We start from the raw sequence: 19,220 nt of genomic DNA, 5'->3' as shown, positions 1-19,220 counted from the left end.
GCGCATGGGTACCCGCTCCGCGGGTACCCATGCGCTGCGCGCATGGGAGGGAAACCGAGCCGCGTTGCGGCTCGGGGCCTCGCAAGCGAGGCCAAGGCCGGCCCTTCGGGCCGGAGTCCTCCGCTGCGCTGCGGACTGTCCGGGTCTTCGCTTCGCTGCACCCGGACAAGGGCCCGCTTCGCGGGCCAGGGCTCGCGTGCTGCGCACGGGAGGTGACCCCGTTTCACAGGGTCTGGGCCTTCGGCTTGTTGGGGTGTCCGCTTCGCTCCCACCCTGGTCCTTTCGGCTTCGCCTTCAGGACTGGGCCCGCTTGCGCGGGCCTGGCCGGCAGCAACGGAGGGGGTGGGTTGTCGAGTGCGGGATGCGAGGTCCCGCACTTCGAGCGAGGCAGGGTGCTTCATTCTATTGCTCGGATAGTCTCTGGAATTCTGGGCAGATGTGATGCACTGTGTAGCTTCCCGGATTCCGGGCCAGTACCTCTGCGAGGCCAGGCTCGTACTCGGTTTACCTGTCAAGATCCGCCAGGAGGACCGTGGCGTTGTCGGCGCGGCTTCCTCCGTGCTCGATGGCGGTCGAGACCAAGGTTCGGGCCGCTCGCTGCGGTGAGCCTTCAAGGTGGTCTGCCAGGGTGAGTTGGGCGTCTTCGAGCGGCTCGTATGCCCCGTCGCTGGCCAGCAGGAGCCTACCGCTGTTCGGGGCCGTGACCGAACCGATGGGGGCGTGGGGGCTGGTGTCTCCCAGGTAGGACGTGACGATGTTGCGGGAGTAGGGTCCGGGGTCGACTCCCATGTCGAGTAGCTGTTGACGTCGGTTGTGATCGGTCGTCAGTCGGCACAGTGGCCCGGAAGCGGAGGGAAGTCGGTAGGCGCGGGCGTCACCGCACCAGGCCACTTCCAAGTCACTGCCGGGTGCTGCGACCGCGACGACCGCGACGGCTTTGGGCATGTACTCGGCGTACCAGCCGGCGCGGGCGAGCTCGGCCGCTCGCGCGGCGTGCACGGCGCGCAGACCTACCAAAGCCCCTGAGTAGGCGGCGGCGCGGGCCAAGCGACGCGCGGCCGTCTGGGTCCATGTCTGGACTTCCTCGGTGCTGCCGATCCCGTCAAGCAGGACGTAGGCGCGGGTACCCCGGTGGGTGTAGGTCGCGGTTGCGTCGCACTGGTGCGAGCGTCCGCCGATCAGCTGGGCAGTGGCGTGGATAGGCATGGTGAGTTCCTGTCAGACGGTGCCACGGGGCGGGAGAGGTTCTCCCGCCCCGTGAGACGTGCCGGGCGGATTGGGGGGAGGCAGCTACACGGTCATGAGACGGAAGGCGCGTTCCATCACGTCGTCGGCCGTTCCCGTGATCACTCGCTCGGCTCGGGCGGCGTTCTTTAGTGCGGGGCTCGCTCCGCGTGCCGGGGCCACGTGGTTGGCGTACTCCGTGATCGCGTTGTAGCCCGCCCAGACCGTGCCCCGGATGTCGGCCTGTGTGTCCGCCTGCTCGAAGAGGTTTCGGATGCTGGCCCACCTGGTGTCCCGATTGGTCTTCTTCCGGGCGCTGTCGTTGTCGGAGGCCGGCCACAGCGTGTCCACCACCGTGCGCAGTGCCGGGGTCGACATCTCGGCGTCCAGCATGCGTTGGGCTGACTTTTCGAACTCCTCGGCGTACTTGAACGTCAGCCCCAAAGCTTGCCGGGCCTGGGCGATGCGTCCGCGTGCGCCGGAGGTGTGGCGGACGGTGTAGCTGCTCTTGGCGTCCCTGAGGGCGGCGCGGAGGGTGTTCGCGCAGACGACCCGGACGGGTGTGACGACGATCCGAAACGCGCTGCTGCCGTCGTGGGAGTTGAACGCCGCGATGTAGAGATCGACCGCGTCATCCCGGCCGATGGTCAGGGACTGAGGCAGCTTCATCGTCAGAAAGACCTGTCGGCCTTCCCGCAGCGAACCCGCCGTCTCGAAGTGCGCCCCGGACTCGTCCACCAGGTAGTTCAAGAACTCGGCGTGCTCCTCGTTCTGTACCGGCGTGTAGTCGGGGCCGACCACTCCGAGGGTCTCCGGGCGGCCCGTCTTGGGGTGGGTGCGTACGCTCGCCCGGTGGTTCGGCACGTCCAACAGGGTCGTGCCGTCGGCCGTGAGTTCGGTCGCGTGGAGCCCGATCAATCGGACGTTCCACCCGTCGAGGGCGGCAAGACGCATCGCGTCCTCGGCGGTCAGGGCATCGGCCGTCACGGTGCCCAGCCGGTGCCACGCACTCTCACGCGCGCTCACGAACGCAGCGGTACCGTCGGTGAACTGCTCGATCTCGTGGGCCATGGGGTTGTCCTCCGTCATGTGCGTTGGGGTCGGTGTTCGTCGGTTGCGGCGGCGTTGCCACGCCCCGCCGCTGGTGGCGCTGTAGGTCGGTCTGTCTGTGGAGTGCAGGTGAGGCCGGGTCCCGGGGAGCGGCAGGCCGCCAGAGACAGGCCGGCCGCTCCCTGGGGGGCAGTCAGGCGAGGGCGGGGGCGTCCACGAACCTGAACCCCGGGGTGGGGGCCATGTCGTCGCGGTCCTCGCTGATGCAATGCGCCATGCGGCTCTGCTCGGCCGTGCCGGGGCGCGCGGTCAGGTCATTGACCGCCCAGGACATGACGGTTGCCTGCCCGTCCGGGCCCACCGTGCGCAGGATCACCATCGCCGTGCCGCAGCAGACGGTCCCGGCGAGCAGGAAAGCGGCCTTCGCCACAGCGTCATCCGGGGTCTGGTCGTCCAGCACGGGGCCCGTGATGGTGCACTCGGCCTCCCTGACACCGTCGAGGTTCACCAGGGCGACGAAGAGGTGGTGTGCCCCTTCGCCGGCGACCTTGGCAATCGACCTCACGAGGTCGACCGAACGCCGCGCGAGGCCGGCCGGGTTGTAGCTACGGTCGGCGGGGGTCGGGTAGGAACTCATGGACATGCCCTTTCTCTGAGTGTGGTTCTGTCGCCCGTCGCGGCTGTTGGCGGATCTCAGCGGCGGGTGCGCTGCTGCGGGATCTTCGCGAGGCGGGTGAGGTGCCGCTCGATCAGTTGCAGCGCCTGGTCCTCGGTCAGTCCGTAGGCGCTGGGGTCGGCGGTGGGGTCGGTGCGGCCGGTGAAGAGGATCGGGCCGAAGGACGGGTATGCGTGGGCGCGGAGTACGCGAAGTACCTTGGCGGCCGGGCTGTTGAACGGAAGGCCGTGCGATACGGCGTCCTCGTCCACCCACATCGTCAGCTGAGCGCTCACGGCGACAGGGCGGGCGAGCCGGCAGTTCAGGGCGTCGGCTGCCGCCGTCGCGGTGGGGGTCCAGTCGGCGAGTTCGAACCAGCCGTCGGGCCGGATCGTCACCGCGTACGGAGCGGCCGCATGCGTGAAGGTCATGGTTGTCCCTTGGACGGGGGTGGGGTTCTTCGGCCGGGGGCTTTGCTGCTTCCCCTACCGACAAGAGAATTCTACTGCATTTCCATGGCAACGGGGGGGTGGAAATGACCTTTGGGGCCTTCCCGAAAGAGTGATGTATTCCCAGGTCACAGGCTGTTTGCAGCCCGGCGGGGGGCGGGCAGCGCGGTCCGGTGCCGGTTGGCCCCGCCGCGCGCAGCGCGAAGGGCAAGGGGTGGAGTGGGGGGCGAGGCATGCGGGGGTATTCTGCGCGCGCAGCGCGCACCCCCGCATTTCTTGCCCCCCACTCCACCCCGCAGCGCGTGCCGCCAAAGAGGGCACGGCCGGTGGAGCGGAGCGGAGCCGGGTGGGCGCTGTACGCAGCGCAGCGGAGTGACGGAGCGCAGCGGAGTGCGGCACGCGGCCCCGTGGTCCTGGTGGAGGCGGTGCAGCGGGAGGCGTGAGAGTGCGCAGCACTCGGTCCGGACGCAGCGAAGCGGAGTCCGGCACGCCTTCCGCGGAGTCGCCTCCGACTGGGCCGCGGGCGGGGAGGGTGGCGCAGCGCAGCGGAGCCACCCACCCCGCCGGCACCGGACCCGCAACGCCCGCCCCCCACCGGGCTGCAAATGCTTTGAGGGGGGTCACGGCCGGGCGGCTGTGACCCCCCTCAGGGGAAGTCGGCTGTCAGGGAGTGTCGTAGAGCTGCTGAGCGGTTTTCAAGGCGGTGCGTCGGAGTGCCGGCGGGTAGCCGAGGCGGTCCGCGGCTTCTTCGGCGTCGAGGCCGGGTTCGGTGCGCATCAGCGCCGCGATGCGCACCGCCCGCTCCTGTCGCAGATGCTTTTGCGCGGCCGGGGTCGAGATGCCGAGGACGTCGACCGCATGGGCGGCGGTCACGGCGGGGTTGGCGTCGAGGAGTTCGGCGATACGGCCGGGGAGCAGATCCCGCGGGACCATGTCGCCTGATCCCTTCGGCCGGCCCCGGGGGCCTGTCACAGTGCCTCGGGCTGCGTCATAGGCGCGCAGGACAGCGCGGGGCCAGTGCTCGGCCCCGCCGACCACTACGACATGGTCCGCGAGGCGGGGGTCGGTCTTATAGGTGTCGAAGCTGCGCGGTTGCACCTTCAACAGGTCCGCGGCCTCGCGGCGGTCGAGCAGGTCCCCGTCATCCTCGCCCGACGGGATCGCCGGCTGCGGCCGGCCGTCACGGTATGCCTCGACCTGCTCCAGGTCCCACAGCAGCACCTTCCCCTCCGCGGAACTGACCGGCGCGGGAAAGTCCTCCGCGCTGTAGGGCTGGGCCCGGCAGAAGGCAGACCACTTCATCCCCAACACGTCGGCAAGCTCCTGCCGTCCCACGGCGACTCGTCCAGCGCGGATCACGATCCCGACCTTCCGATATGCGGCGCGCCGGCGCGCCAGTGCATGGGGTCCGTCTCAGGACGGGCCCACGAACACGAAAAATGTACCGCACTAAAAGTGCACTTCGGTTCCCGGCTACACGCCGCCGGAGCGCTATGCTCGCCCTGATGACGCTTGCGGGTTCTCTCGTGGTGTGTTCTTCGGTCGGCCGGCGCCCTTGCCACCCGCTCTCCAGCGGAAGTGGGCGTCGGCCACACTCATCTCGCCACGCCTCGCGTCTCTCCGCTCCTCGCGTCCGGCCCGAGCAACTCCCTTTACCGTCCTCCGCCCCATGCGAACCGGCCGCCCTCCGAGGAACCGGCACACGCAAAGACGCCCATCGCATCGATGACCCTCAACAGCCGCACCAGCCCAAGCCTCCCCCACACCACTCACGGCCGAAGGCCATCCCGACACTCGCCTCAGCACACCACCCCTCCAGACATATAAGTCCGCCCACTCACCACTCAGAAAACCGCCCCTGACCAGGCAAAATGCAAGACCACCGGCAATACCGCTTCCCCCTAGGCTTCCCCCCAGGCTTCCCCCCAGGCTTCCCCCCACGTTTCCCCCCAGGCTTCCCCCACGACTACCGGCGCCAGGGCGGCACCGCCGGACGACGGCGCCCGGCCACAAGGACGCCGGCGAAGCGCCGACGAGGCCGTACCAGTGTGACCGGCGGTCACGTCGCGGCGTTGTCGTCGCATGGACGAAGACCTCCTCGATGCTCCGAGTACGCGTCGGTTCCGTGGCTCGCGTCGATCGCCGACCTGACGCCTCGGGTCCTGGCGGCCGTGCTCCTGGGATCTACTGGTGGAGTCCCGGGCCAACTGGCTGCACTCCGCCCACAGCCGGTCGGGGGGAGCCGTCAGAGGTGTTCGGGCAGCCAGGGTTCGAGGTCCGAGGTGGCGCGGATCAGCTGGGTCAAAGCTTCGTCGGACTTGGCGGTGACTCCCGCGAGGCAGGCTGTGGTTGCTGTCTGGTAGCCGCCTGCGTACCAGACGGCGAGCTGCCCGCGGGTGAGCTGGACGTCGCCTTGGGCGCGGGTCTCGGTGAGCTGGCCCGTACCGTCCTTCACTTCCAGTAGGTACGACTCCCAGTTGCCGCCGTTCTCGCCTTCGATCTCCATGGGTAGGGCGATGGTCAGGTCGCTGGGCCAGCCGCGCATCCGAACGGCTGCGGGGATGTCGAGGATGCGGAGCATCCACGGGTGCCATGCCTCTGCTGTCAACCGGTAGCGGTGCAAGTTGTGCAGGAGCGCGGGGTACGGGGGAAAGGCGGAGCGCCGGAAGTGGACGGCGGCGGCGCGGGTGTGGTGGCCGCCGAGGAACGCCATCATCTCGTTGACGGTCTCCGCGTCTGCGGCCCAGAAGTCGTGCACGGTCAGGTCCGTACCGTGCCGCTGGTGACGCTTCATGGAGAGGGACAATTGGCCCGTCGTCGCTTGCTCCGACCCGAAGCGGTAGGTGGTGAGCTGCTGCTTGTCGTCCATCCAGGCAGACCACCAGTCGGGGCGCTGCACGGGCCCGTTCCACTGCCGGGCCAGGCGGCGTTGCAGCTCGTCGCCTTCTTTTGCTCGGCCGTGCTCGATGTGGAGCCCCGGGCTGGTGAAGCCGCGCTTGAGGTCTTCGGTGGCGATGGACCAGGCGAAGACGGGGACTGGTGCCTGCCAGCCGAGGCGGCGCAGGTGCCCGTTCGAGGTGGTCCAGACGGTGGAGATCACCGCGCCCTGTTCGCGCAGGGGGCGGAGCCGTTCGGCGAGTAGGCGGCCGGCGAGGTGGTCCCCTCGTTCTTCGGGGGCGACGCACCCGGCGCTGATGATCGCGGAGGGGACGGGGGCCCCGCCGAAGAACTGCTCGGTGAGGAGGCCCAGGCCGCCGGCGACGACACGGCCGTCGCGGACCGCGACGCGAATGTCCGCGTGGGGGCGCAGCCGGGTGATGTCGCCTACGGGGTGGCCGTAGCTGCGGGTGGCGAGGTTGTTGTACTCCTGCCACAGCTCGTCGTCGGCCTCCATGATCCGGAGCGGATCGGACATGCGGTGTCCTCCTAGTAGTTGGTGTGGTCGCGGACGGCGTCGGCGTCGAGTGGTACGAAGAAGCTGCGGGTGAAGGTGATGACGGTCTTGCCGTGCTGGTTGTGGCCGGTCGTGCGGCAGGTGACGATCCCGGTGTCCGGTCGGCTGTTGGACAGGCGGCGTCCGGTGATCTGCGTCTGCGCGTAGAGGGTGTCGCCCACGAAGACGGGGTGGGTGAAGCGGATTTCCTCGAAGCCGAGGTTGGCCATGGTGAGGCCGCTGGTGCTGCGTACGGTCATGCCGCCCACGATGTGGAGGGTGATGCTGCTGCATACCAGGGGGCGGTCCCATTCGGTGAGGCTGCTGTAGTGGGCGTCGGTGTGGATGGGGGCGTCGTTGCCGCCGAGCATGGTCATCAGGACGTTGTCGGTCTCGGTGATGGTGCGTCCGGGCCGGTGCTCGATGACCATTCCTTCCCGGAGCTCGTGGTAGCCGAGGCCGACGATCTCCCGGAAGCGGTCTTCGCCGACCTGCCGGTACCCCTGGGGCGTGTCGCTGGTGCTCATGCGGTCACCTCGCGGACGGTGCGGGCCTGCGCGCGCACGAGCAGGGAGCGGGCTGCGGCGACCATGGGCGGGCCGACTATCTGGTGGCCGATGCGGATGATGCGGCCGCCGGCGTTCTCGGCTGCTGCCACGATGGCGCGGGCGGCGGTGATTTCCTCGTCCGTCGGCCTGAATACGTTCGTCAGGACGTCGAGGTGGTGTGGGTGGACGCAGCTCTTTCCCGCGAAGCCGAGGGCCTTGACGCGTTCGGCTTCATCCCGGAGGCCGTCGAGGTCGTCGAGGTCGAAGAACGGGGAGTCGATGGCGGGGATGCCTACGGTGGCGGCGCTGGCGACGAGCATGGAGCGGGCGTGGAGCATCGGTTCCCAGCCCCTGCCGCAGCCGGTGGCCGTCGCGTAGTCGGCTGTGCCGAACAGGACGCCCGCGATGCATTCGGCCCGCACGATGGACGGCAGTTCCTCCAGAGCGCGTGGGGTCTCGATCAGCGCGTACAGGTGGGGGGTGTGGTCGGGGGTGTCGAGGGCGCCGGCGACGATCTCGATGTCGCGGGGCGATTCCACCTTGGGGATCAGGACGATCTGCGGTCCCACGGGGTAGTCGGCGAGGGCTGCGAGGTCGTGGATGCCGTCGCGGGTGGTGGGCGAGCTGATGCGTACGCCCAGGACGGTGCCGGCTGGCACGGGGGTGGTGAAGAAGGCGCGGGCAGTGTGGCGGGCGTCGGGCTTGGCCGCCGGCGGGACGGAGTCCTCCAGGTCGACCAGGGCGACATCCGCGCCGCTCGCTTGCGCTGTCGGGAAGCGGGTGGGGGCGTGGCCGGGGGTGATCATCCATACTCCGGCGGGCGCTGGCGTGTTCATCGGCATACCTCCTCGGTCTTGAGGCTGCGGGCGGCTTCGGGGATCACGTCTTCCTGGCCGGCGATGATCTGACGCCGTCCGAGTTCGTGGAACAGGTCCCAGGGGTGGACGCCTTCACGGGTGGCGGCCTCCAGGACGGGCTTGTTGAATCCGGAGAAGACTCCGGCGAGACCGCTGGCGAGGCTGGTGGAGTCGATCGTCGGCGGGGCGGGCATGAGGGTGCGCTCGGCGAGGTCGGCGGCGTCGGCCAACAGCCGCACGTCGATCCCGGTGGGGTGACCGAGGCGTTCCAGGACGGGGACGAGGACTTCCAGCTGCGTGTTGCCCGCGCCGGCGCCGAATCCCCGGGCGCACGCGTCGATGACGCGGGCGCCCGCCTCGACGGCGGCCACGGAGTTCGCGACGGCCATGCCGAGGTTGTTGTGCCCGTGGAAGATCACGGGCACGTCCACGGCGGTGGTGATGGCGGTGATCCGGGCGGTGACGTCGCCGGGCAGGTAGTGGCCGGCGCTGTCCATGATGCCGACGGCCTGCGCCCCGTAGCCGACCATCAGCGCGCACTGCTCGGCGAGCTGGCCGGGGGTGGCCATGTGGCTCATCATCAGCACGCCTTGGGCTTCGGCCCCGAGTTCGCGGATCACGCCGAGGTGTCGCTCGGTGGCGGTGGCCTCGGTGCAGTGGACCGCCATGCGGGCGATGTCCGCGCCCCGGCGTACGGCGCCTGCGAGGTCGGCGGAGGTGCCCCATGCCGGTGCCATGAGTACGGCCATCCTGCTGTGGGCGAGTGCTTCGCGGGCGGTGGAGAGCATCTCGTCGTCGCTGAGCCGGCCGTGGCCCACCTGGTAGGAGGACGCGCCGAGCCCGTTGCCGTGGCCGATCTCGACCACGGGGACGCCGGCCGCGTCGGCTGCGGCGGCATAGGAGCGGATTTGTTCGCGGTCGAGCTGGTGGCGCACGGCGTGCTGGCCGTCGCGCAGCGTCGGGTCGTGGATGACGAGCGGGGCCTGAGAGCGGGGCCTCATCGGACGGTCTCCTTCAGGGCGGGAATCTTGGCGAGGGCGTGCTGCTCCGCCGCGTAGATGGCGGCCGCGCTGATGACTTCGAGGTTGCCCGCGTGCGTCGGCATGCCCCCGCGGGTGGCGGTGACCTCCACGACCACACGAGCCGTGTCGCCGGTGACGGCACACGAGAGGAGGCGGTATCCGGGGACGAAGGCCCGCATGGTGGTGGCGGCGGACTCCACGAGCTCGCGGACGGGGCCCGGCCTGACGCCGGGGGCGACGATCGTCATCGCGACGCGGAAGGGCGGCGGAGGCGCAGCCGGGCTGATGTTCAGCATGGTTTTGGCGGTGCCGGCTTGGGTGAACTGCCCGATCGCGGACCCGGTCGCCTCGATGTACTCGTCGAGGTTGAGGCGGCTGGCCCTGCCGACACTTCGGCTGGCGACGGTGGCCACCATCTCCACGTGGTGGGGCCGGTAGTGCTGGGCGATGGCGTGCAGGATGGGGATCGATGCCTGTCCGCCGCAGGTGATGAGGCCGATGTGCCGGTGCGCGGCGGCCTGCGCGCCGTTGACGGCGGGCACGATCAGGGTGCCGCCGCTGGTGGGGGTCAGGTCGATGAGGGTCGCGCCGGTGTCGGCGAGCTTCGCCCAGTGGCCGGGGTGGGCGAAGGCGTTGGTGACGTCGAAGACGATGTCGAAGGCGTCGCCTGCGTCGGCGAGCGCGGTGATGCCTCCGGCCGCGGTGGCGCAGCCCATGCGGGCGGCCTGGGCCATCCCGTTGCTTTGCGGGGTGCGGCCGATGACGAGCCCGCAGCGCAGGTGCGGGGAGGCTTGGATGCGCTCGACCAGGTCGAGGGCGAGGAGACCGGTACCGAGGACGGCCGTGTTCAGCACGGTGTACTCCGTTCGCTGGTGGTTTCGGGTCAGAGAACGTTCAGGTGCACTGAGGGCAGGTGGGTGGATGTGGCCCGGATGTCCATACCGGGGGTGAGCGGGAAGCTGGCGTGGACCGACCCGGCCAGGACGATGTCTCCGGCGCGCAGGGTGGTGCCCAGGACGGGCAGGCGGTGCGTCAGCCAGACCAGTGCCTTCAGGGGGTCGCCGAGGATGTCGTATCCCGCTCCGGACGCGACGGGGCCGCCGTTGGCGACGACGGTGATCTGCTCGCCGCCGAGATCCAGGGCCGGATCGAACCGGACGGGGCGGCCTGTGATGACGCCCGCGCATGCGGCGTTGTCGGCGATGCTGTCGACCAGCGTGACGTCCCAGCTGTTGAAACGGGTGTCGAGAACCTCGAAGGCGAGAAGCACCTCCCCCACCGCTTGTCGTACGCCGTTCAAGTCCGTCGGCCCCTGCAGGTCCCGTGCGAGCCGGAACGCGATCTCGGTCTCGATCCTCGGGTTCATGTAATCGCTGACGCGCAGCGTGCTACCGCCGGCGACAATCATGTCGTCGAAGATGACGCCGGAGTCGGGTTCGTGGATGCCCATCTGCTCCTGCATCGCGGTGGAGGTCAGACCAACCTTGTGTCCGCCGACCTTGGCCCCGGCCGCCATGCGCCAGACAGTGCCGACTTGCTGGATGCGGTAGGCGTCGGCCAAAGACAGGTGGGGGTAGCGAGGGGAGATCAGCTCGGCCGGGGCGTGAGTGCGCCTTGCCACGGCAAGCTCTGCGGCCAGCTGGATGAGAACCTCGTCGCCTGTGCGCTGACCGGCCCGAAGCTCAGCGGTGCGCTCGTGGGTCGGCATCGGCTAACCCCCGATTCCTGACTGCCCGTACCGGGAGTGCAGTGCCGCGAGTGCGGGCATGAAGTCAGCCGTGGGGCCACCGAGCCCGGCAAGGTCGGCCTGTGAGCGGATGAAGCTGATCCGGTCCAGCTCCGGGATGAGGCCCTGTGCCCGGGAACGGGTGGTGAGACTCAGATGGGCGTCCTCAAGTGTGGTGATTGGCTGGGCGGGTGAGCGGAAGTGCAGGCCGAAGTTCCCCCAGTTTCCACGTGTCACCGCCCACAGCGTCAACTCCTCATGCGCCACGGTGAGGCCGACTTCTTCGGCAAGTTCCCGGGCGGCATGGCGAGCTGACGCCTCTTGGTCGAGCCTGGCGGTTGCGGTGGGCGGCTCGATCGTGCCCCCGGGCAGCTGCCACCGTCCGGAGGCGACGGTCGAGTCTGCCATCCGGCCCACCAGCAGAGCCCCGTCGGTGGTCGGCTGGGCGACGGTGACGAAGACGGACGGCGCCGGGACCGCGTGTTCCGCGTCCAGACGCAAGGTGAGAAGACGATAGGTGGCGCGGCACCACGACAGCACCAACGTCTGCGGGTCCTTACGCTCCACCCCGGTGCACACGACGACCGGTCCGTCGAAGAGTGAGGGGTTGTCTCCGGTCATCGCTTCCCACCTGCGGTTCATCGCCGCAGTCTGTGCCGCGGTCAGTGGCGGGGGCGCCGTTTCCACGAAGTGGACGTGGCGTGCGTCAAGGAGTTCGACGGCGGGGCTGGACGGAGTGGTAGTCAAGACAAGCTCCATATCAGGCCTCTTCAGGGGCCGGTTGGGCACTCGGCACGGCATCAGGCCGAGACACGCATGGCAGGTGAGCCTTGCCGTGGATCGCGGGGGCGGGTTTGTCCGGTTCATTCAGGCTGTGAGTGACAGACACTCAGCGATCCGTCGACAACGGCGCGGTCGTGAGCCAGTCCCAGCAGGAATCGGCAGGTACGGGCCAGCTCCTGCAACCGGACGAGTGCCTGGGCTCCACCGGCGGGGAGTCCGGCTGCCAGAGTACGGCGGGTATCGGATACGACTTCGGCCACCAACTCGTCGTCCTGGACCGCTTCCGCATCTGCGGTCGGGCCGGTGCATACGACATCCAGCAGAAGGTTGAGGTGCCCGGTGAGCCACCGGAACCACAGGTCACGCACCACAGCCGGCGGAACGGTGTCGCGAGGTTCGAGGATGATGGTGACGGACTCGCTGATGACGGTGATGTCCAAGAGCACATCAGCGTGGCATTCGCCCGCGGGCACCATGAAAAAGCCGGCGGACTGTGTGGATGCGGTCATACGTGTCCCTCCTGCGAGTGATCGCCAAGCGCAGAACCGGACCGCTGGCAGCCACCGGCTCTCACCCAAGGACCGTACGAGTGACCGCGGAAGGCAGCGAGGACATGTCGGAGGACATCCCACGGGAGTACCGTCAGCGGGACACTGGTATGCGGCCGCACTCGACGGCCGTCCTTTGCCGCACCGTCCTGACCGGGGGTAGCCATGCCACAGATCCCAGGAAACCCCGCCTTCCGAACAGCCCGGCTCGAGCGTGGCTGGCACAGCCAGGCTGATGTCGCCGAGGCATACGCCCGGCACGCCGCTTCCCTGGGTGAGCCAGTCACCATCGACGTGCGTCAAGTACGTCGCTGGGAATCAGCGCGACCGGGCTGGCCGACCCGATCGGCAAGGCGGGTGCTGCGCACGATGTTCGGCGTGCCCCTGGAAGAACTGGGCTTCACCCCAAACCGCGGCCGAGCACAATCCGCTATCGAGGAAGGTGAAGCCGCAGTGCGGCGACGCTCTTTTCTTCACGGCGCACTCGCCGCTGCAACCCCTCAAGTGAGCTCCCCAGGCGGAGGCCGGCTGACGGCGCAGATCGTGGACGCCAGCCGCTACAAGGACCGGTACCTGGTCGACCATCTGCGCGCGGCGCTCGACGAGGCAGCTCGGGCGGACGGAAGCACCGGGCCACGCAACGCCCTGCCGAAGGCGATGGACATCCTCTGCGTCATCGATGTCCTCGCCCATGAAGCCTCCGACACGGTACGCAAGGACCTGCTCGCCATCGGCGCCCGAGCGGCGGAGTTCACTGCCTTCCTCCACCGCGACGCCGGCGCCCCGCCCCACGTCGCCCTGTACTTCTATGACCGGGCAGCGGAATGGGCGACCGTCACCGGCGACGGACCCATGCAGGCTTACGTCCTCCTGCGCAAGGCGCAGGCCATCGACCGCCGCGACGCCGCCCGCATGCTCGACCTCGCCCACGCGGCCGCCCACGGCCCATGGAAACTACCGCCCCGGGCTCGCGCCGAAGCCCTCCAGCAGCACGCGCGCGCCCTCGCCCTGACCGGCTCTCGCCCGGACACCATCGCACACAGCCTCGACCAGGCACACAAGGCACTCAGCGAAGCCGGACCAGCCGAACCCCCAACCTGCACCGGTCCCCTGTGCGCCGGGTACAACACCGACCGGCTCATGGCCCAAAGCGCCATCAGCTACCGCGAAGCCGGCCAGTCCACCCAAGCCGTGGACCTACTGCAACAGCACCTCACCCGCGGCGTCTTCGCCCCCAGAGACCGCGCGTTCTTCAGCGCACACCTCGCAGGTGCTCTGGCGGCAGCAGGCGAACCCGACCAGGCAGCCACAACCGGCCTCACCGCGCTCCGCCTCGCCGCAGGACCCGGCTTCGGCCAAGCCCTCGCAGAAATCCGCCGCACCCTAGGGGACCTGCGCCCGCACGCACGCAGGCCCGCCGTCCGCGAACTACGCCAGGCCCTCACCACCCTGACACCCGTCTAGGAGCCAGCGCTGCCACTCGTCCCAGCCGGTCCCCTGCTCGTCGCTGGTTCAGCCCGTCCCGGTGAGCTCTGTCTCCAAGTCGCGTACGCCGATCCGCCCCAGGCCGTGCAGCTAGCCCATCACAAATCGAGTGACCCGCTCGATCACCTGCGCCTGCCAAATCTGCGTCTGCGGGTCCGCATAGGCAGGGTCGTCGTGCACAGCGAAGCCATGCTGCGCCCCTTCCAACTCCATCAACTCGGCGTGACCGCCGAAGTAAGCCAGATGGCGGCGTGAGGAATCCACCGGCACAAACGTGTCCCTGGTCCCGTGCACCAGCAGCGTCGGCGCCTGCACCGCCCGCAAGTACATTCCAGGGTCGAGGTAGAAGGCCTCGTTGTGCAGTGCACGGCCCAACTCGAACGGAGACTTCTCAGTGAACCCCTGCTCGTCCAGGTCACGGGCAGCAGTCCCATTGATGTAGTCGCCGTCGAAGTAGGGGCGGCTGTCCACGTATCGGTCCCTGTAGTCCAGTCGCGGGTTGAGAAGCACCAGGCGGTCCACGTCCTGCGGGCGGTAAGCCGCGTGCAGCGCCGCTGCGCCGCCGGAGAACGACGCAGCGACCACGTGCACCGCGGCAGCCGCCGATCCGGCGTCGGCACGCAGCCAGTCGCAAGCTGCTCGGATGTCATTGGCCACGCCAGCGATCGTGACCTCCTGCTCCCGGCCTGCGCTCTGCCCATGCGCTCGCAGATCGAACCGCAGGCACCGCACACCACCTGACGCCAAACCCTCGGCCAGCCGGGTGAAAAACCCCCCCTCATGCCGGGTCACCCCCGCCCCGTGCACCAGAACCGCCAGACGACTGCTTTCCTCCTCCAACGTCACCGTCCCGGACAACCCCGTACCGTCCAACGACCGGAACCGAACCTCGCGCTCAGGAGCCATACCACCGATGGTAGAGACACGCAGAGCCTGTCGAGACGAATTCTGTCGGCTCTACACGATGCGTACGCGAGCTCGCCGACACCGAAGCGCCGTACGGGAAGGCCTACGCCGTGGCGGCAGCGGCAGGCTGGTCCGCCGCAGAGCTGAGCGAGATCGGTGCCACCGAGCCGACGCCGCGGCCCCGCATCCGGCGGTCCAAGCCCACCTGCAAGGCCGCCGCTGCCGTTGCGGGCGATCCGGGCACGGACATTCCCGCCCAGACTCCCGTCAACGCCCTGACCTTGCCAGTTCACCCGCGCAGGTACTGCTGACCGGCCAGCTGAGTTCAGACCGGCATCTGTCACATGGCGTGGGTGGCCGGCTCCGCTGCCGACTGCGGGCAGTCCGGCTGATCAGCTCGGGAAGCGCGGGTCGCCCGCACAGGTGAAGTCACCAGCCTTGCGCGCGTTCCGGGGCGCCGACGAACCGCTATGTGAGCGGTGCAAGGCACTTCTCAGGGCCAGAGCTGACCTATGGCGGGCTCTGCGCATACTGCTGGCGAGGCGCGCGTCATCCGTGGACGCGCACGACGGTGACCAGCGTGTGCCGCGTCGTCCCGGCTGCGACCTCGTGCTTTCCCTCCAGGATGCAGACCTTGTAGTCCACCAGCTCGAACTTGGCCAGCGGGTGTAAAACCGTTCCAGCGCCACCCTCAGCGCCCGGTCGAGGGTGTTGACGGGGCCGTTGCCCTCGGCCGTCGCCGCGATCCGCTCGCCCTTGGCCCACAGTTTGACCGTGGCCTCGTTGGCGTGGGTGCCGTCCGGACGGTCCTCGACGATAGGCCGCGATCACGTTCGGGACGACGCCGACCGTGGACCATTCGCGGGCGCCGTCCGTCGTGGAGATCAGCACCCGGGTGGTGGACTGCGTGGATGGGGGCTTCCGAGCCGGTCCTGCGATGCGGGTTGGCTCTATCGGAAAGACGGCGGGATGCCGCGTCCCCGCTCGAGCTGGGCACCACTGCACTTCGTACCCTTGACGATGGCACCGGTGAGATTCGCACCCGTGAGGTCGGCCGTCGACAGGTCGGCATTGGTGATGTCCGCCCCGGACAGATCCGCGCCCGCCAGGTTCCCTCCCGAGAGGTTCGCAACGCTGAGCTGTGCACCCCGCAGAGTGGCACGCGCGCGCCCGGCCTGCGACGCCTTGGTGCTTCCGACGGGAGCCAGGAACACTTCCGAGCACATCGTCGCCTTCCTTCTCTTCGTACGGATGCGCAGGCTTCCAGCCCCGTAGGTCGGTGCGGCTCAGGTCCAGTTCCAACCCCTTGTCGCTCGACGGGCGGCGCCGTGACTGATCACCTAGGGCTCCGACTGGCTGGTTGCGGTCAGGGCGAGGCATATTCGACATCGGCCCACATGCGCTTGCCCCAGTTGAGGGGTTCCTGGCCGCTGGTGTCGGCGAGGGCGGCGACGAGGCGGAGGCCGCGGCCCTGCTCGGCGTCGAGTTCGGCGGCGGGGGGCGTGGGGACGAACGTCTTCTTGGTGTCTATGACGGCGACCCGTACGCGGTGGGCGTCCAGCCGGACGACCGTGATGCGGAAGCTGGCCACGTTCGCGTGCTGGACGGCGTTGGTGGCGAGTTCTGATGCGATCAGGGCCACGTCGTCAGCCAGCGCCTCCAGGCTCCAGGTGGTGACGGCGAGGCGGACCAAGCGGCGGGCTCTGCCGACGGACTCCGGCAGGGCCGGGAACGTTTCGGTGTAGGCGGGGTGCCCGGTGGCGTGGGTGATGGGTCGCGCGTGAAGGGTCATGGACTCGGCTTTCCGGCCGGTTGCGGACATGACTGTGCGTAGCAGCACGGTGTGCTCTGGGTGAACATGACCGTGTGAGCGGTAGCTTGCTCCTATCCGCACGTCTTGCGCAACAAGGAGCACGCTTTCGCTGAAAGTTGGCATATGCGCGGGGTGTTGGCGGTGCTCCGGGGTGTGGGATGCTGCGCCGCATGACGCAGACACGCGCAACAGAGGCGCAACCTCGCGCCACGCGGAGGAAGTTGCCTGCGCTTTCGGTGAAGGCGCGGCGGGCGGCGGCGATGGTGACGGCGTGGCGAGAAGCCGCAGGGCTGACACTCCGGGAGGCTTCCGAGGGCTCCGCGATCGACTTCACCCGCCTGTCCCGGCTGGAGAAGGCCAAATACCACATGGGAGAGGGCGATGTCCTCCGGCTGGCGTCCGCATACAAGATCACGGATCCGGTGGCGGTGCGGGCGGTGGCCGCTGCGGCGGAAACTCCTCCGGGGTCGAGCTGGACGGCCTCCTACGCCCGGCATCTGTCGCAGTCCTTCGTGGACTTCATCGAACTTGAGGGCGACGCGCAGCGGCTGCGTTTGATGCATCCGGTAGTCGTTCCCGGCCTGCTCCAGACGCCCGGGTACGCACGGGAGCTGATCGGCCGGTCTCAAGAGCAGCTTGCAGAGCGGGCCGAGACGCTGGTGGCGGTGCGGCTGGGCCGTCAGGAGGTGCTGTCCCGTGCCGGCAAGGGCGTGGAGCTCCACGCCCTGGTCCACGAGGCGGCGCTCCATGCGCATCTCGGAGACGGCGGCACCGTAATGTCCGACCAGGTACGTCACCTGCTGGATCTCGGGAGCCGGCCGGGTATCACGGTTCAGGTCGTACCGCTCTCGACGCACCCGGCTTACGGGTCGAACGGCGGGCTGACGCTGCTGGAGTTCGCGCACCCGTGGGCGCCGGTCGCCTCCGTGGACTCGGCGACGGGCGGGAAACACACCGAAGACCCGCGCGAGGTCGAGGTGCTGGCCGCCGGTTTCGACTTCACCGCCTCCGCTGCTCTCCCCGTGGATCAGTCCCGGGAGCTTTTGAAAACCCATCTCGAAAGGCTCAAGGCATGAAGCTCAGCCCCTCCCAAGTCGCGCTCCTGCACTTCTTCAAGTCGTCATACTCGGGCAACGATCAAAGTCAGTGCGTGGGGGTGGCCCCACTCGCGTCCGTCGGGCTGGACGGCGTGGCCGTGCAAGACACGAAGCTGGAGGGCGGCCCGGTCATCACGCTCGCTCCGACCGCGTTCAGGACGTTCGTCGGCTACGCGGTCCGGGGCTGCGTGAGGTAGGCGCCACACCCAGGGCGTGGCCTTCCGCGTGCTCATTCGCGGGATCTTGGGGCCGGACCAAGAAAGTGGCCCGGATTCCCCAGCCAACAGCTGGCGAATCCGGGCCTCGCCTATATGGCAATACCAGGGAGTCAGCGCCGGATGACCGGCTTCGGCAGCAGCGTGTTCAGCACCTGGACCGTCTCGCCTTCTGCGAGGCCCCGCCCTGCCTGGCGTGCAGGCCGGCCCGCCAAGCTCCTGGGCGACCCCCGATCTGTCTCCGGGCCGATGTCCCACGACGCCCAGGAGGGATTGCGGGAAGAATTCCCCGGCCGGGTGCGCTGAGGAGCGTATGACACGTGGACACGACATCACCATCGAACAGGGCACCGAGCACGTTCGCGTCGTGAAGGACGGACAGGTCCTGGCCGAAAGCCGGCGCCCCTTGGTGCTGCGCGAGACAGGTTGCCCCCCGCGGTACTACCTGCCACGCCAGGACGTACGCACCGATCTGCTGACCCCCTCCGACACCACCACCCACTGCCCGTTCAAGGGCGACGCCCGCTACTGGTCCGTACCCGGAGCCACCGACCTCGTCTGGCGGACCCCAAGCCGGACGTTGCCGCGATCAAGGACCACCTCTGCTTCTACGACACCGAGGTCCTCTGACCGGCCTGCGGTGGCCTGCAGCTCCCCCGGTGCCGATGCCACGCCCACCGAGTGAACCGGCGAACCGGCGAACCGGCGAACCGGCCTGAGTCAAGCACGGGCACCGACCCGACATGCTCGCAGCTTCCGGCGCCCCCACTCGGCGACTTACCGATCCGCTCACAACTCACCGGCCCCCACCCACCGGCGACTCACCACTTCACTCACCACCTACCGGGGCACACGCACCGGCGAATCGTCAGGCACCGACACCGCACCCCGCCTCGGCTTCTCAACCCGCGGCCACGGTTCTCCCCTCCCCGAACCGGGGCACGTCGCCCACCGTGACATCCAGGCGCAGGCGTTTGAAGCGGACTGGGTGGCCCTGGACCAGCGGGTCAGCCGCCAACGCCGGGGTAGCGCAGGTGGTCGACCCGGCTTTGACAAGTCGGTCTATGCAGGCCGCAACGAAGTAGAGCGGACATTCAATGCGCTCAAATGCCCCCGGTCGTCACCACCCGTTTCGACAAGCGTGCCTACGTCTTCCACGGAACGGTGACCGTTGCCTCGCTCCGGCTGGACCTGTCCCGTCCCGTTTCGCGTTCTCGCCGGGCACCTCGGTGGCCAGAAGGTAGGCAGGATGCGTTTGATCTCGGCGGCTCTCTAAATCCCACTAGTGACCTGAGTCAGAGATTCGTCGTTAGTCGAGCATGAGTCGTCCGGGTCCGAAGATTCCGCCGTTGTCGGTCACTGATGCCCAGCGGGCGGTGCTGGAGGGTTGGTTACGTCGCCGTACGACG

The 19,220-nt window shown here is 68.9% G+C and carries 19 protein-coding genes and 3 pseudogenes; 5 read left to right on the top strand and 17 right to left on the bottom strand.

Annotated features, from left to right (window positions below):
- Positions 1–504 precede the first annotated feature (504 nt).
- From E6R62_RS36650 to E6R62_RS36585, 13 genes are all read right to left on the bottom strand, one after another.
- Positions 505–1,206, bottom strand: coding sequence for a PP2C family serine/threonine-protein phosphatase (locus E6R62_RS36650; protein WP_136217779.1), 702 nt, complete (start codon positions 1,204–1,206; stop codon positions 505–507).
- A gap of 84 nt (positions 1,207–1,290) precedes the next feature.
- Positions 1,291–2,313, bottom strand: coding sequence for a DUF932 domain-containing protein (locus E6R62_RS36645; RefSeq protein ID WP_240802114.1), 1,023 nt, complete (start codon positions 2,311–2,313; stop codon positions 1,291–1,293).
- 154 nt (positions 2,314–2,467) lie between these two features.
- Positions 2,468–2,911, bottom strand: a complete 444-nt coding sequence (locus tag E6R62_RS36640; RefSeq protein ID WP_136217778.1) for a hypothetical protein — start codon at positions 2,909–2,911, stop codon at positions 2,468–2,470.
- Between the two features lie 56 nt (positions 2,912–2,967).
- Positions 2,968–3,360: a DUF3846 domain-containing protein gene (locus tag E6R62_RS36635; protein ID WP_136217777.1), complete on the bottom strand. Its 393-nt coding sequence runs from the start codon at positions 3,358–3,360 to the stop codon at positions 2,968–2,970.
- A gap of 681 nt (positions 3,361–4,041) precedes the next feature.
- Complete coding sequence (locus E6R62_RS36630) at positions 4,042–4,713, bottom strand: hypothetical protein (protein ID WP_168714301.1); 672 nt, start codon at positions 4,711–4,713, stop codon at positions 4,042–4,044.
- A 910-nt stretch (positions 4,714–5,623) separates the two neighbouring features.
- Positions 5,624–6,793, bottom strand: a complete 1,170-nt coding sequence (gene eis, locus E6R62_RS36620) for an enhanced intracellular survival protein Eis (protein ID WP_136217775.1) — start codon at positions 6,791–6,793, stop codon at positions 5,624–5,626.
- An 11-nt stretch (positions 6,794–6,804) separates the two neighbouring features.
- Positions 6,805–7,338 carry a MaoC family dehydratase gene (locus E6R62_RS36615; RefSeq protein WP_136217774.1) on the bottom strand — a complete coding sequence of 178 codons (534 nt, stop codon included), beginning with the start codon at positions 7,336–7,338 and terminating at the stop codon, positions 6,805–6,807.
- The gene (locus E6R62_RS36610) at positions 7,335–8,195 is read right to left on the bottom strand and encodes a CoA ester lyase (RefSeq protein WP_240802113.1); all 861 of its coding nucleotides are present in this window, start codon (positions 8,193–8,195) and stop codon (positions 7,335–7,337) included. The genes E6R62_RS36615 and E6R62_RS36610 overlap by 4 nt, the downstream gene beginning before the upstream one ends.
- Complete coding sequence (dmpG, locus tag E6R62_RS36605) at positions 8,192–9,217, bottom strand: 4-hydroxy-2-oxovalerate aldolase (RefSeq protein WP_136217772.1); 1,026 nt, start codon at positions 9,215–9,217, stop codon at positions 8,192–8,194. Before dmpG ends, E6R62_RS36610 begins: the two co-directional genes overlap by 4 nt.
- Positions 9,214–10,092, bottom strand: a complete 879-nt coding sequence (locus E6R62_RS36600) for an acetylating acetaldehyde dehydrogenase (RefSeq protein ID WP_136217771.1) — start codon at positions 10,090–10,092, stop codon at positions 9,214–9,216. Before E6R62_RS36600 ends, dmpG begins: the two co-directional genes overlap by 4 nt.
- Before the next feature lie 29 nt (positions 10,093–10,121).
- On the bottom strand, positions 10,122–10,946 hold the full coding sequence (locus E6R62_RS36595) for a 2-keto-4-pentenoate hydratase (RefSeq protein WP_136217770.1): 825 nt from the start codon (positions 10,944–10,946) through the stop codon (positions 10,122–10,124).
- 3 nt (positions 10,947–10,949) lie between these two features.
- Entirely contained in the window at positions 10,950–11,711 is a 762-nt protein-coding gene (locus tag E6R62_RS36590) for an NUDIX hydrolase (protein WP_240802112.1), read from the bottom strand.
- A 116-nt stretch (positions 11,712–11,827) separates the two neighbouring features.
- Positions 11,828–12,256 carry a DUF6415 family natural product biosynthesis protein gene (locus tag E6R62_RS36585; protein ID WP_136217769.1) on the bottom strand — a complete coding sequence of 143 codons (429 nt, stop codon included), beginning with the start codon at positions 12,254–12,256 and terminating at the stop codon, positions 11,828–11,830.
- 543 nt (positions 12,257–12,799) lie between these two features.
- Here E6R62_RS36585 and E6R62_RS36580 point away from each other — a divergent pair.
- Positions 12,800–13,759, top strand: a complete 960-nt coding sequence (locus E6R62_RS36580) for an XRE family transcriptional regulator (protein WP_240802111.1) — start codon at positions 12,800–12,802, stop codon at positions 13,757–13,759.
- Between the two features lie 111 nt (positions 13,760–13,870).
- Here E6R62_RS36580 and E6R62_RS36575 read toward each other — a convergent pair whose 3' ends face one another.
- The 4 genes and pseudogenes from E6R62_RS36575 to E6R62_RS36560 form a co-directional block, all read right to left on the bottom strand.
- Positions 13,871–14,686: an alpha/beta hydrolase gene (locus E6R62_RS36575; RefSeq protein WP_136217767.1), complete on the bottom strand. Its 816-nt coding sequence runs from the start codon at positions 14,684–14,686 to the stop codon at positions 13,871–13,873.
- A 612-nt stretch (positions 14,687–15,298) separates the two neighbouring features.
- Positions 15,299–15,510 (bottom strand): annotated as a pseudogene (locus E6R62_RS42140) (alpha-isopropylmalate synthase regulatory domain-containing protein); the annotation flags it as partial.
- Positions 15,511–15,636: 126 nt separating this feature from the next.
- Positions 15,637–15,912, bottom strand: coding sequence for a pentapeptide repeat-containing protein (locus tag E6R62_RS36565; protein WP_136217766.1), 276 nt, complete (start codon positions 15,910–15,912; stop codon positions 15,637–15,639).
- Between the two features lie 140 nt (positions 15,913–16,052).
- Positions 16,053–16,478 carry an ATP-binding protein gene (locus tag E6R62_RS36560; protein ID WP_136217765.1) on the bottom strand — a complete coding sequence of 142 codons (426 nt, stop codon included), beginning with the start codon at positions 16,476–16,478 and terminating at the stop codon, positions 16,053–16,055.
- Positions 16,479–16,669: 191 nt separating this feature from the next.
- Between E6R62_RS36560 and E6R62_RS36555 the strand changes: the two genes are divergently transcribed.
- From E6R62_RS36555 to E6R62_RS40445, 4 genes and pseudogenes are all read left to right on the top strand, one after another.
- Positions 16,670–17,575, top strand: a complete 906-nt coding sequence (locus E6R62_RS36555) for a helix-turn-helix transcriptional regulator (RefSeq protein WP_168714300.1) — start codon at positions 16,670–16,672, stop codon at positions 17,573–17,575.
- Complete coding sequence (locus tag E6R62_RS36550) at positions 17,572–17,793, top strand: DUF397 domain-containing protein (RefSeq protein ID WP_136217763.1); 222 nt, start codon at positions 17,572–17,574, stop codon at positions 17,791–17,793. The genes E6R62_RS36555 and E6R62_RS36550 overlap by 4 nt, the downstream gene beginning before the upstream one ends.
- 331 nt (positions 17,794–18,124) lie before the next feature.
- Positions 18,125–18,441: pseudogene (locus E6R62_RS36545) on the top strand (DUF427 domain-containing protein).
- Between the two features lie 367 nt (positions 18,442–18,808).
- Positions 18,809–19,011 (top strand): annotated as a pseudogene (locus E6R62_RS40445) (IS5/IS1182 family transposase); the annotation flags it as partial.
- Positions 19,012–19,220: the final 209 nt, after the last annotated feature.

The sequence above is a fragment of the Streptomyces sp. A1136 genome, assembly GCF_004795055.1.
GTDB lineage: Bacteria > Actinomycetota > Actinomycetes > Streptomycetales > Streptomycetaceae > Streptomyces.
The sequence above is the reverse complement of the archived record's forward strand: the minus strand, read 5'-3'. Positions and strand labels throughout refer to the sequence as shown.